The sequence below is a fragment of the Stenotrophomonas maltophilia group sp. SKK55 genome (assembly GCF_057179845.1).
Genome location: NZ_JBXUHP010000004.1, coordinates 192,351 through 206,258, shown reverse-complemented (window position 1 = coordinate 206,258; position 13,908 = coordinate 192,351). Strand labels below are relative to the sequence as shown.

Sequence of the window (13,908 nt, the reverse complement as noted above, 5' to 3'; positions counted from 1 at the left end):
CCGTTGCCGTAGGTCCAGCCGGTCGCCGGGCCGAAGGCCGCATAGGTCACGTTGTTCACCACGATCTGGCGCGCCTGGCCGGGGCGGGTCAGACCGATCTGGCTGATGCGCCCTTGGATATCACGCACGTAGTCGGCCACGCTGCCGTCAGGGTAGGTCAACGCAGTCAGACGGCCCGACTTGCTGTAGGCATAGCGCAGCGTGCTGGCAACGCCGTTGACGGTCTGCACCTTCCGGGTGACTTGGCCGAAACGGTCGTGACAGTACTGGGTGCTGCCATTGGCGTGCAGCACCTGCCCGAGGCGCCCCTTGGCGAAGCGCTCCTCGGCAGTACACGCAGCAGGCGCCACGTCATAACTGTAGCCCACGTCCAGATTGGGGTCCGGGTAGGCGATGCCGATCAGGCGGTTAAGCGCATCGTAGTGATAGGTGGCGGTGACGCCACGCGCATCGGTAGCCGTCTTGCGGTTGCCGGCGGCGTCCACGGTGAAGCTGCTGGCACCGCTGTCCGGGCTGACCTGCCCGGTCAGGTCACCGAAACCGTTGTAGGTGTAGGTCGTATGCAGGCCCTTCGGGTCGGTGACCTGGGTGACCTGGTCCAGCGCGTTGTACTGGCTGCGGATCTCCGCCGCGACGCCGCCGACGTCCTGCAGGGTCTGCGCCAAGCGGTTCAACGGATCGTACTGCTGGCTGGTCACGCGCTGCAGGGCATCGGTCACCGTCTGTGGGTTGCCGTTGGCATCGTAGGCAAAGCCGGTGGCGTGGTTGCCCGCATCCTTCAGCGCGGTCAGCTGGCCAAGCGTGTTGAACGTCCGCGCCAGGGTACGGCGCAGGGTGCCGCCTGCATCCAGCGTGTCTTCCTTGAGGCGGTTGCCGGCGTTGTCCAGCGCATAGTGAATGGTGTTGCCCGCACTGTCCGCGATGTCCGTCAGCCGCTGGGCGGCGTCATAGACATAGGTAACGCTGCTGCCGTCAGGCTCGGTGATCTGTTGCACCTGGCCGGTCGGCCAGTAGCTGATCTGGGTCACCCGGTCCTCGGCTGTGGTGGCACCGCGCACGGTGACCGAGGTCGGCCAGCCGCGCGCATGGTAGGTGTAATCGGTGACCACGCCGTTGGCATCCTTGACCGACAACGGCCGCCCGAACGCGTCGTAGGCCAAGGTCTCGACCGTCTGGCCCAGCGCATTGGTCACGCTGCGCAGGTCGCCCTTGCGATAACTGCAGGCACCACTGGTCGCGCATCCCGCGTCGTCCGCGGTGTAGTAGGCATAGGTGGAGACATCCGCCACATCACTGCGTGGGCCATCCACGCTACGCAGCAGTCCCACCAGCGGGCACTCCGGCCCTTCGGCCTCACAGTAGGTCTGCGTGGTGATGCGGGTATCACCGGTCACCCTGTCGCGCACGGTGATGGTAGTTGGCTGGAGGCGTGCATTGCGCGCGACGCGGACCTCACGGTTACCGACGGTCTGCTGCACCAGCCGATTGCTGTCCATGGCCACGCGCGTTTCGCTGATGCGCTGGTCTGGAGTACCGGCCGCTTCGGTGGTGGTGGTCACACTGACAGCACCTACGACAGCGTCGCTGGCCTCCGCATAGGCGTAGTTGGTAACAACGCCACGGCGATCGGTCATTGACTGAAGCCGACGCCGGAAATCGGTGCCCTCGGGCAGATAGGTGCGACTGATGCTGCCGTTGCTCTCGGTGATGCCGTTGACCTTGCGCGGAAGGCCACTGGTGCCGCTGGCGGTCAATGCGTAGGTGCTCTGCTTGCCCAGTGCGTCGGTGACGATGGTGGTGCCTGCCGGCGTGTACTCCAGGCGCACGCCATCAATGCCCACGTCGGCTTGACTGCAATCGCCGGAATGGCGGCTGCAGGTGACCCGCCCCTTGGCGTCGTAGCCGTACCAGCTGTAGCGCCGGGTGTCTTCGGCGGTCACGCCGGTCAGGTAGCCCGGGAAGCGGGCGTCCTCATAGTGATACGTACGGCTGGCACCGTCTGCATAGGTCGCAGTGGTCAGCTCGCCAGCAGGGGAGTACGTGTAGCTGACCACAGGCTGGCCGGCAACCACCAAGGCCGAGATCAGCGAATCGTCGCCCGGCGCGAGGTACTGGACATCAACGCGTCGACCGGTTGAATGGGTGATGCTGAGCAGGCGGCCACGGCTGTCGTGTGCATAGGTCAGCGAAGTACCGTCTTCAAAATCGCGGCGCTGCATCAAGCCATCAGCATCAAAATAAATGCGCTCTCCGGCACGTGAAAGTTGCCAGTTGGTGCCCTGCTGGACCGCACGATCGCCGCTTCCGTCCATGGCTTCGTAGCTTGCCCCCACTTTCTGGAATGCGGTCTGCCCGCCATCGGCGCCGATCAGCCCAACTTTCAGTTCGGGGCTGGGAGGGAAGGTGGAATCGTCTACGCCTGCGGTAAGCCGCAGATTGTGGGAATGGGTCCAGCCCGTACCCAACGCGCCGCCCGCCGTGCTCGTCAGGGAGTGATAGTGGCGTTGGAAGCTCACCCATCCAAGGTTGAAATCCGGCTCAGGCTGGGATTTATCGCCAGTGGTCGGATCACACGGGTTACCAACAGGACACTGCTGCGGCGGCAGCGGCCCGCTTGTGTAGGAGAGCATGGGCGACATGTGCGGCTCGTCCTGCTGGACCAGGGAGCACATCTGCAGGGCCTCATTCCACGTCAGGGACGGTCGATTCGGACAAAGCGCCGTTCTGGCCCGGCGCACACGCTCCCACCCCACTATCGACGAGCATTCTTGAGTGCTCTGATGATAGAAGTTCAAGGTGTAATGGAAATCCTTCTCCTCGTTGGTGACGCTACCGTCGTCGCCCCTGCCAAGTCCAAGGAGCTCCACCCAAGGATCCTCCGTGAGTGAAGTCGCCGGGCACTGCGGGTCGCTGACGCGGGTAGCGAGGATCACGCTACGAATCTGATCTTCGGATGAGTACTCCTGCCCTGAGTGGATGTAGACCCAGTCGGTAGTAACGATCTTCTCGGGTCTCACCCGGTAATCGTAGATGACCTTCTTTCCAAGGACGCGTTGGCGTTTGACATGCCAATCGAAGGGTTTGTCCTTTTCGTACTGGGAAAAGAGCGACTTGATGTCCTTCTGCACCGCCGCTTCGGTAGCTCGCGGCTGGCCCATCGACAGGTAGCTCTCCCATTTCTTCTGCACCTCCTGCGCCTGCGCAGCCCAAGGAGCCAAGCTCCCCAGCGCGATCATCGCCAGTGCGGCACACGAAATGGTCTTCAGTCGTTCCAACATCCCTGTTCTCCTTCCTGGACAAACACAGCACCGGCAGGAATGAGAACGTGGGGCGGTTGCCTCACCACGTCATGCTTCGGATCGTCCCTGGTCCGGAATGCGGTCTGACCGCATGGGGGACGTTATCTCCGATGTCGTTTACACATTCAAGTCAGAAACTGTGGAGTGGGTCGGATTTCAGAGTTTTCTGATTCAGGGGGGGGAACGTGTCGGAAATTCAGCCGAGCGTGGGCTCGGCTCTACAAGGCGAATGCCTCCAGAAACAGAAACACCGGGCAGTGCCCGGCGTCTCCGTCACAGCGTGGAAGGGTGTAAACCTCAATACCTCCCGTCGAACGCGAAGATCGGCTTGCGCGTCTTCCACGCACCAGCAGTAAAGTCCGGGAACTCCAGCGTCTGGAAGCTGTTGGCGATCGACTGCTCGCTCAACGGGGTGATCGCACTCCAGGTCACTGCGTCGTAGATGTCGATCGGCATCGGTGCCTTGGCCTTCAGTGCTTCCACAAATGCATGGATGACGAACCAGTCCATGCCGCCGTGGCCGGCGCTGGCGGCGGTGTCGGCATTCTGCTTCCACAGCGGGTGTTCGTACTCATCCTGGTACTTCTTGAACTCTTCCCACTGGTGCGGCGGGCTGCGGCCTTCGATGTGGATCGAATGGTTCACGTCCATCCACAGGCCCTTGGTGCCCTGCACGCGGAAGCCCATCGAGTACGGGCGCGGCAGCGAGGTGTCGTGCTGCAGCAGAATGGTCTCGCCGTTCTCGCACGCCAGCGTGGTGGTGACGATGTCGCCCAGCTTGAACTTCACCTGGGTACTGGGGTGGGTGGTGCCACCACTCTTGGCCACGGTGTATTCGTGCAGGCCGCGTGCCTTGGTCGCGAAGGCATTGATGTGGGTGAAGCGGTTGCCGCGGTTGATGCCGGTGTACATCGCGCACGGGCCGATGCCGTGGCTGGGGTAGAGCTCGCCGTTGCGCTCCACCGAATGCTCGGTGCGCCAGCGGGCTTCGCTCCAGCCCTTGGGCCCGAACTCCACGCCGCTGTCGTAGGGCTGGTCCGGATCGCCGGAATTGAACTTCACGCCGCGCAGGTCGTGCTGGTAGCCGGCCTGCAGATGCACCAGTTCGCCGAACAGGCCCTGGCGCACCATCTGCAACGCCGCCATCACGTCGCGGCGGTAGCAGACGTTCTCCAGCAGCATGTACGGGGTGCCGGTGCTCAGCTGGGTCTTCAGCACGTCCCAGTGGTCCTGCAGGGTGATGCCGGCCACCACTTCACAGCCCACGGCCACGCCGGCCTGCATCGCGGCAATCGCCATCGGTGCGTGGTACTCCCACGGCGTGGCGATGATCACGCCATCGATGCCCTTCTGTTCCAGCAGGCGCTTCCAGGCGTTGGTATCACGATCCTGGCCATAGGTCTTCGGCGCGGGCTTGCCGGCCTTCGCCACCATCTCTGTGGCACGGCCCAGCATGATCGGCTCGATGTCGCACAGGGCAACCACTTCGACGTCGTCGCGACGTACCAGCTCCTTCAGCAGCACCAGCCCGCGCATGCCGGTACCGATCATGGCCAGGCGCACCTTGCGCCCACGTGCCCATGCCGGAGTCTGCGGCAGCAGGCTGCTGGCGGCGACAGCGGCACTGGCCGCGATGAATTCCCTACGCTTCATGGCAGACATCTCTCCTCTTGGCAGCGTGCCGGCCGCAGCCGGCACGCCAGGTCACGCAAACGGAATTACTTGAACCGGTAGCCGATGGTCACACTGTAACCGCGACCGAAGATGGTGGCGTAGTCACTGGAGTCACCCAGGAAGCTGTTCGGATCGTAGAACGGCAGGCGGTTGAACAGGTTCTTGACGGTGAAGCTCAGGTTCCACGCATCGTCCGGGCGCCAGGTGACGCTCATGTTGGCGGTCCACCACGACGGTGCACCATCGCACTTGCTCTTCTGCAGGGCCAGGTAGCCGCCGGTGCAGGTTTCCTTGTTGTTGCTCTCTTCGTCGATCTGGTCGGTGGCCCACTTGGTGCCACCCACGTAGTTGACGAACATGCTGGTGGTCACCTGCTTGTAGGTCCAGTCTGCATTGAGCGTGGCACGCAGGCGCGGGTTGTTGTAGTAGCCCACCACGTCGCCGTAGTACCAGCCGTTCTCCGCGTCCATATAGAAGCGGTTGCGGTTGGCGATGGTGGCGGCCAGGCCGATGTTCAGGCTGCCCCAGTCGCCCAGCGAGAAGCGGCTGCGCGCGTCGATGTCGAAGCCGTCGATCAGCGTCTTGCCGCGGTTCTTGTACTGGCCGACCACGCTGGCCACGTTGCCGGCGGAGTAGCCCGGCAGGGTGGCCGGGCAGCTCACGCCGCTGGCCGGATCGGCGCACATCGCCGCCAACTGGGCAAGATTGGCACGGTCGCTGTCGGTGATCGGCGAGCGCGACATCGAGATGATGTCTTCCATGCGGCGGTAGTCCGGCGCGACGATTTCGTTGTCACGGTAGATGAACCAGTAGTCGGCCGACACCGACAGCCAGGTTGCCGGCTCGTAGACGAAGCCGAGGGTGGCGATCTTCGCCTTCTCCGGCTTCAGATCCTTGTTCGGCTGGGTCATGCGCGCCACGGTGCGGCTGCAGTCGACGTTCAGCAGGGTCTTGCCGAGATCGACGTCACCCGGCCGCTGCGACTTCAGCAGCAGGTTGGCGATGGCGTTGGTCTCGCCGCAGCGCAGTTCGTCACGGAAGCCACCGAGCTGTGCGAACACGCCGCCGTTGCCGGACTCGGCCAGGCTCGGTGCGCGGAAGCCGGTGGAATAGGTGCCGCGCAGCATCAGCTGATCGAACGCCTGGTACTTGAAGCCGATCTTCGGCGCCACGTTGGCACTGAAGTTCGGGTACTTGTCCATGCGCACCGCCGCATCCAGTTCCAGCTTGTCGGTGATCGGTGCCACGGTCTCGGCGAACAGCGCGTAGGTGTTGCGCTTGCCGTCGAACCACGAGCCGCCCTGCTGGGTGATCAGGCCATTGGCCGCGTCGGCGTTGCCCGGGGTGTAGAAGGTCTCACGGCTGGCGTTGAAACCGAACGCGGCGCGCATCTCGCCCGCCGGCAGCTGGAACAGCGGTCCTTCGATCTTGCCGTCCAGGGTATGCAGGCGGGTCCACGACTGGATGTCGAAGGTCGGGAACGCTTCACGGATCAACGCGGCATTGGCTTCGCTGATCTCGCCGAACTTGTACGCCGGGTGGTCGGAGATGATCACCCGACCGGTACCAGGATCGATCGTGTACGGCCCGAACGCCTTCTCGAAGCCCTTGGTGTTGACGTTGATCGTCTGGTAGGTGGTGGAGTGGGTACCGGCGCTGGCGAAGGCGGTCTCCCAGTTCCAGTCGCCCCGGTTGCCACGCGCACCGGCCAGCACGCGGTAGCTCTTGTCGGTATTGCGCTGGCCGAAGTAGTTCGGGCCGGCATCCTGCAGCAGGTAGTTCAGGCCGACCACGCCGCCCATCATGGCCTTCAACTGCGGGCTGGCGTGGTTGTACTCGTTGTTCGGGCCCAGGAACGGGTACAGGAACTGGTTGACGGTGTTGCCGGTGTTGCGCGAGAACCAGCTGGTCGGGTTGCCGGTGGTGGTGCCATAGGTGCGCGGCGTGCCGCCGTTGGCGCGCAGGTCGATGTCGGTATAGGTCGCCTCGGCGAAGATCTCGGTGTTGTCACCGACCAGGAAGGTGCCGTTGAGGTAGGCGGTGTTGCGCTCGGACTTGGCGCCGGCATCGATCTCGTTGTTCATCCAGGTTTCCCAGACGCAACGCGGGCCGGCCGCTTCACTGGTCAGCACGTTCCTGCAGCCCGGCGCAGCTTCCTGCACGCGGCGGCCGGTGACCGGATCGAAGGCGAAGTAGGTGCCCGGGTTGAACTCGCCCGGCTTGCTGCCCACGCCCAGGCGCAGGTTGTTGAGGTAGTTCGGGTTGTTGACGTAGTACTGGTCCGGACGCTTGTCGTAGAAATCGCTCAGCGGAATCGCGTCGCGACGGTACATGTTGACCGCGCCATAGATATTGAAGCGGTTCTCGGCCAGGTCACCGAAGCCGGCGGTGATGCTGGCCTGGCGCTCACCGTAGGAATCGATGCGCGAGGAGGTGTCGTTGGTGAAGCTGATCTCGGCACCCTGGAAGTTGCGCTTGGTGATCACGTTGATCACGCCGGCCACCGCGTCGGTACCGTACACGGCCGACGCGCCGTCGGTCAGCACTTCCATGCGCTCGATGGCCGCCGCCGGAATCGCATCGATGTTGACGAACTGGGTCTGGAAGCCGGCCGGCGCACCGTAGTACGACAGGCGGCGACCGTTCAGCAGCACCAGCGTGCCCTGTGCGCCGAGCCCGCGCAGGTTGGCCTGCGAGGCACCATCGGAACCGGTGAACAGCGAGCGCGCATCCTGCTGCGCAGGGCGTGCGGCCGGCAGGTTGTCGAGCACCTGCAGCAGCGTGCGCGCACCCATGTTCTGGATGTCCTGCTTGCTGATCACCTGCACCGGCGAGGCGGTTTCAACGTCGGTGCGGCGGATGTTGGAGCCGGTGACCTCGATGCGGGCCAGGTCGGTGGCGTTGTCCTTGCTCTCCTGGGCGAAGGCAGGAGCGGCAAGCGAGAACAGCGCGCCGGCAATGGCCAGCGTCAGCGGAGCGATCGAGCGGCAGGGGGGGCGGTGGTGGCGGGCGGGCAACATCGGGGTTCTCTCCTGGCAGGGGTGCGGCGCAACTGAGTGAGCGCGTGGGCGTTCGGCGGGCAAAACGCTCCCGGGCCACGGCCATGAGGGCCGTAGTCGGGATGGGGCGGGGGAGGAGCGGTGTTACGTGGGGGTCATGGGGCGACGATGCTGGCGGAGTCGCCCTCCTGGCCGATCAGTACGGCGTTGGCCCAGTTGGCACAGACCTGGGCGGGTTGGCTGCCCTGCGCACCCAGCGTGCGCAGGCTCAGGGTGGAAAGGCCACGGATGTCCAGCTCCGGCTTGACCACGCCGGGCGCCTTCACCAGGCCGCTGTCGTACAGCAGGCGGTTGTCGCCCCATACCTGGAACTGCAGGCCGCCGGCGTTGCGGCAGGCGTCGTCGATGCCGAGGTCGGCACGCAGCAGGTGCCAGCCGCCCTGCAGGCGCAGGTCGATGCGGCTGTTGGCGCCGACCCCCAGGCCACGGCGGAACTGCAGGCCGTTCATGCGCATACCGGCGTCGCCACGGAAGGACTGGTCGGTACGCAGCTGGCTGGCCAGCGCGGCCGGCACCGGCAGCTCGGAGAGATAGCGCTGCCGGGCCGGTCGCTCCGGTTCCTGGTGTTCGAGGATGTGGAAGGTGGACAGTGCGATCGGGCCGACGTCGCGCGGCTGCAGCGCATCGAAGGCGCGGGCACTGCCCTGTGCTGCCGTCACCATCGGGTCGGTGCTGCTGGCGCCGTCGCCTTCCGGGTTCTGCACGCTCAGGACGCGGAAGCGCAGCAGGCGGCCGGCATGGGCCGGGAAGTCGATGCGTTGCACGCCTTGCTTCAGCTGCAGGCGGCCACGGGCGATCGGCTCGCCCCACTCGCCATTGCTGTCGCCCAGGTACACCTCGTAATCGCGCACCTGGCCGTGCTTCCAGTTCTTGTCGTTGCGCGGCGCGATGTCGATGCCATCGATCATCCTGCGCTCGCCGAAGCCGATCACCCACTCGTGCGCACCGGTGCGCACGGCCTGGTTGCGCACGCTGCGGAACCAGGTGTTGGGATCGTCATCGAAGGCGTTCTCCAGCGCATGGCCGGGCTCCTCGGCCGGGCGGTTGACCACCAGCAGGCTGTCTGCGGGCAGTTCGCGGCCCAGCACCGGCGCGGCCGGGTAGGCATCATCGGCCACTGCGGCAGCGACCGCGAAATCCAGCTGCAGCTGCAGCGGCTGGCGGATGTCCTGGGCAGCGGTGCGCACATGCAGCGTGCCGCGACGCTCCTGCGCGTCGAAGTACCAGCCCTCGTTGGCGCTGTTGAAGGCGGCGGCATCGGCCAGCGCCGGCAAGGCGCGGCCATCGGCCTGCACTGCACGCGGCGCCTGCCGGCTGAGCACGCGCAGGCCGTAGCGGCGCTGCGCCAGCTGGCCGTTGTACTGGCCCTGCACCGCGTCGATCTGCACCTGCACCGGGCCGCTGCCCTGCGCCGGCGCCCGCACGCGGATCTGCTGCGTGCTCGACTCGCCCTGCTGGTAACGGCGCGTGTTGCCATCGTCTTCGTACAACGTGTACTGCGAGTCGCCCTGCGGGTACAGGTCGAAGGTCACTTCATCGAGCGGCTTTTCGCCATCGAACAGCATCGACGGGTACATGGGCAGGATCGCACCGGCACGCACGAACACCGGCAGCGTGGCCAGGTCCACCTGGCGGTCCAGCTGGCGGCCGTCGGCACCGGCCTGCACGCGGCGGCCGTCCCAGTAGTCGATCCACCCCCCGGCCGGCAGGTGGATGTCGCGGCGCCAGCCACGGCTGGCGGCCTGGCTGCGGTACACCGGCGCCACCAGCAGGTCGCGGCCGAGCAGGAACTGGTACTTGTAGGTCTCATCCTGTGCATGCGGGTCGCGCGGGTAGTCCCACATCAGCCCCCGCACCGGCGGTGCGCCGGTCTGCGCGGCCTCGTGCACCAGCCCGTACATGTACGGGGTCAGGCGCATCTTCAACTTCAGGTAGTCGCGGTTGATGCTGCGGTACGGCTCGTCGTACCACCACGGGTGCTTGCGCGCATTCGACGACCAGCCGCTCATGCCCATCAGCACCGGCGTGAACGCCTTCCACTGCAGGTCGCGGGTGAAGGTCTCGGCGCTGCCGCCGAAGATTGCATCGACGTCGCCACTGGCGTAGGCCATGCCGGACAGACCCGAACCGACCAGGGTCGGCACGTGCCAGCGGATGTAATCCCAGCTGCTGCTCTGGTCGCCGGTCCACGCGACGGCGTAGCGCTGGATACCGGCCCAGCCCATCACCGTCCACAGGAACGGGCGCGAATCGGAATTGTCGAGGATGCCGTTGAACGCCTGGCGGTTGGCGTCCATCGCGAACTGGTAGCCCTTGCCGGTCCAGGCCACGTCCAGCTTCTGCACGCGGCTGCCGGCCTTGCCCACTTCCCAGGCGATCTTGTCGACGCCGTTCTCGGTCCACAGTCCGGTGCGGAAACCGTAGCCGGCCAGCCCCTTCACGGTTTCCGGCAACTGCTTGTAACCGCAGCCGTAGCCGTCGTTGGGCAGAATCCAGCCACCGGGCATGTCGTGCTCGCGGTACTGCTGGGCCACGCTGTCGATCACATCCGGCGTGGTGCCGGTCGGGCCGTCGCTCCAGCCTTCGGGCACGGTGCCGGGCTTCTTGCTGTTGTCGCCGTCGTTGTAGCAGTCGGCATCGCCATAGGACAGCGCCCAGCGCGCCACCATGTTCGGGCGGCCGGTCAGCTGGGTGTAGCGCTCGATCAGCTTGGGCAGGTCGGCGCCGACGAAGTAGTACGCGTCGAAACGGTCTTCGCGATGCAGCAGCGTGGCCTGGTCGGGCTGGCGCAGGTCGTAGCTGCCATCGCTCCACGTATTGCGCAGCATGCCCCAGCCACGGCTGCTCAGCAGCATCGGTGCAGGGCTGGGGCGGTCGCCCTCTTCCCAGCCGCCGGAATAGGACACTTCCAGCTCGCGGCCCTTGAACTGGTAGCGGCCGTTCTGCTGGCCGCCACCGAAGTAGCCCTCATCGGCCTGCGAGGACAGCACCTGCACGCTCTGCGTGGCCTCCAGGTCCAGCGGCTGCAGTTCCTGCCACAGCGCGGTGGGTTGGCCGTTGTCCAGACGTTCCAGGCGCAGGCGCAGCGGCTGCCGCTGCACATGCAGGACCAGTGCGTCGGTACGCACGCGGATTTCCTGCGCGTCTTCTTCCAGCTGCGCCTGCACGTTCGCCTTGGGCTGCGGCAGCACGATCGGTGCGGCTTTGTCGCCGGCGCCGGTCAACGTGCCGTTGCGGCCGGCCTGCACGCGGATGATGTCGGTCGCCGGCAGTTCAATGCGGATGCGCGCTCCCTTGTCGGTCTGCAGGTCCCAGCCCTGCACGCCATCGCGGCTGGCGCTGGCGCTGACCGACCGCAGGTTGCCGACCGGCTCGGCCCGGGCCGTCATGGACGCCAGCATCAAGGCCGGCATCAGGGCCAGCATCAGCGGCGAGCGACGAACGCAGTTTTCCACGCGGACTCCCAACCCGTTCACCGGGCGTTTCGAAAGCGACTGGGCCGACTCTAGGGCAGCGATTCGAAAGATGTCAACAAATTGAAAGGAAAAAGGAAGATATATTCCATTGAAACGAAAGTTGTTGCGTCGCAATACTTTGTGTAAGCGCTTGCAGGTGCCTGTTAAGCATTGTGCGATACGGCATCCGGCCCGTTCTTTCGTTTCCCCGAGCACTCCCTGGCGGGAAAAGCCACCACGCCATTTTCTTTCTTTTTACTTTCGCTATTTGACATTTCGAAAGAAAACGCAGATGGTGCGCTGGCCCAACTGGAACCTCCGAATGGACGTCACCCTGCTTTCCGATGTGTCCGCCTGGCAGCGCCTTGGCGGAGCCGATACCGCTACCGAAATCGCCCAGCAGCCCGCGCTGTGGGAAGCCCTCGCCCAGGACCTGTCGCGTGCCCGCGACCGCCTGCAGGCCTTTCTTGGCAACAGCCTCAACGATCCCAACCAGCGCGTGCTGTTCACCGGCGCCGGCAGTTCGGGCTTCATCGCCGAAATGGTGGCCGACGCGATCAATGCGCAGTGGCCGGCCGAGGTGCGCGTGGTGCACACCACCAGCCTGCTGACCCACCCGGCGCTGTACCTGCAGCGTGACCGACCGACCCTGCTGGTGTCGTTCGGCCGCAGTGGCTCCAGCCCGGAAAGCGTGGCAGCGGTGGATCGCGTGCGCAGCGACGTGGACGACGCGCGCTTCCTCGATATCACCTGCAACGCCGATGGCGAACTGGCCCGCCGTGGCGCCGGCCGTGCCGATACCTGCACCCTGCTGATGCCCTCGGCAAGCTGCGATCGTGCCTTCGCCATGACCAGCAGCCTGACCTGCATGCTGCTGGCGGCACTGACGGTGTTCGATCGCTCGCCGTGGGATGCGCGCGTGGCGCGCCTGAAGCAGATCGCCGCGCTGGCCCGCGAAGGCCAAGCGCAGTGGGACGCACCAGTGGCAACGCTTGCGCAGCGCCCGTTCAACCGCGTGATCTACCTTGGCAGCGGGCCGCTGGAAGCGCTGGCCCGCGAGTGTGCACTGAAGGTGCTGGAGCTGACCGCTGGCCGCGTTCTGGCGCTGGCCAACACGCCGCTGGGCTTCCGCCATGGCCCCAAGTCGACGCTGGATGGCAACACCGTGGTGGTGGTGCTGCGCAGCGTGCAGCCGCTCGCGCGCCGCTACGAGCAGGACCTGCTGGAAGAACTGCGCCGCGATGGCGTGGCCGGGCAGGTGCTGGCGATCGGTCCGCATTCGGATATCGGCGCCGATGACGATTACACCCTCACCGTACCGGCGCTGGACGATCCGTGGCTGGCACCGGTGTGGCTGGGCTTCGCGCAGCTGTTCGCGCTGCAGCGCTCGGCCGCGCTGGGACTGACCCCGGACAACCCGTTCCCGGACGGCACCGTCAACCGCGTCGTCAAGGGCGTCACCATCCACCATGGCTGAGCTGATCGCCCACGCCTGCTATGGCATCGACATCGGCGGCACCAAGATCGAGCTGGTGGCGTGCGATGCGGCGATGCAGGTCACCTGGCGCCGCCGCGTGGCCACGCCGCAGGGCGACTACGATGGTTTCCTGCAGGCCGTGGTGACGCTGGTGGCCGAGGCCGACGCCGCGCTGGGCCGGAATGATGCGGCCATCGGCATTGCCCTGCCCGGCGTGCGTGACCGCCGCAGTGGCCGCCAGCTCAGCGCGAACGTGCCCGCACTGACCGGTCAATGCGTGGCGCAGGATCTGCAGGCGCGGCTGCAACGCTCGCTGCATTTCGGCAACGACCTGCAGTGCTTTGCCCTGTCGGAAGCGCACGGCGGCGCCGCCGACGGCTACCCCAGCATGTTCGGCGCCATCCTCGGCACCGGTGCCGGCGGTGGCTTCTGCCTGCAGGGCCGGCTGCTGTCCGGCTTCAACGGTCTGGCCGGCGAATGGGGCCACTGGAGCGTGCCCGGCCATCTGCTGCAGCGCCATGGCCTGCCGCTGCTGGACTGCGGCTGCGGCCTGCAGGGCTGCGTGGAGCGCTATGTGTCCGGCAGCGGATTGGCCATGATCGAACGCCACCTTGGAGGCAGCGCCGTCGATGCCAGTGCGGTGATCACGCTGGCCGAAGCCGGCGATGCCCGCGCGCGCAAGGCGCTGGACATCCATCGTGATCTGCTCGGCCACAGCCTGGCCGCGCTGGTGCTGGCGCTGGACCCGCACGTGATCGTGCTCGGCGGTGGACTCTCGCAGTACGCGCCGCTGTACCAGCAGCTGCCGGCCGCCATCGCCACCCATCTGTTCAATGGCGTGCAGGTCCCGCCGATCGTGCCGCCACGGTTCGGCGATGCCGGTGGCGCACGTGGCGCTGCCCTGCTCGCCTGCCAACCCTCGTTTTCCTGATCTTCGGAGCCTG

At 65.9% G+C, this 13,908-nt stretch carries 6 protein-coding genes; 2 read left to right on the top strand and 4 right to left on the bottom strand.

The genetic code is table 11. The features are described from left to right. The 4 genes from AC2A1N_RS02945 to AC2A1N_RS02930 form a co-directional block, all read right to left on the bottom strand. Positions 1–3,278: RHS repeat domain-containing protein (locus tag AC2A1N_RS02945; protein ID WP_484371456.1), on the bottom strand; the 3,278-nt coding region annotated here is incomplete at its 3' end. Positions 3,279–3,596: 318 nt separating this feature from the next. Further along, the gene (locus tag AC2A1N_RS02940) at positions 3,597–4,952 is read right to left on the bottom strand and encodes a Gfo/Idh/MocA family protein (RefSeq protein WP_242890697.1); all 1,356 of its coding nucleotides are present in this window, start codon (positions 4,950–4,952) and stop codon (positions 3,597–3,599) included. 65 nt (positions 4,953–5,017) lie between these two features. Further along, complete coding sequence (locus tag AC2A1N_RS02935; RefSeq protein WP_242890685.1) at positions 5,018–7,993, bottom strand: TonB-dependent receptor domain-containing protein; 2,976 nt, start codon at positions 7,991–7,993, stop codon at positions 5,018–5,020. A 134-nt stretch (positions 7,994–8,127) separates the two neighbouring features. After that, positions 8,128–11,487, bottom strand: a complete 3,360-nt coding sequence (locus AC2A1N_RS02930) for a TIM-barrel domain-containing protein (RefSeq protein WP_242890682.1) — start codon at positions 11,485–11,487, stop codon at positions 8,128–8,130. A gap of 322 nt (positions 11,488–11,809) precedes the next feature. Between AC2A1N_RS02930 and AC2A1N_RS02925 the strand changes: the two genes are divergently transcribed. Continuing rightward, complete coding sequence (locus AC2A1N_RS02925) at positions 11,810–12,964, top strand: SIS domain-containing protein (RefSeq protein ID WP_242890679.1); 1,155 nt, start codon at positions 11,810–11,812, stop codon at positions 12,962–12,964. Further along, positions 12,957–13,895 carry an ROK family protein gene (locus AC2A1N_RS02920; RefSeq protein WP_061479038.1) on the top strand — a complete coding sequence of 313 codons (939 nt, stop codon included), beginning with the start codon at positions 12,957–12,959 and terminating at the stop codon, positions 13,893–13,895. Before AC2A1N_RS02925 ends, AC2A1N_RS02920 begins: the two co-directional genes overlap by 8 nt. Positions 13,896–13,908: the final 13 nt, after the last annotated feature.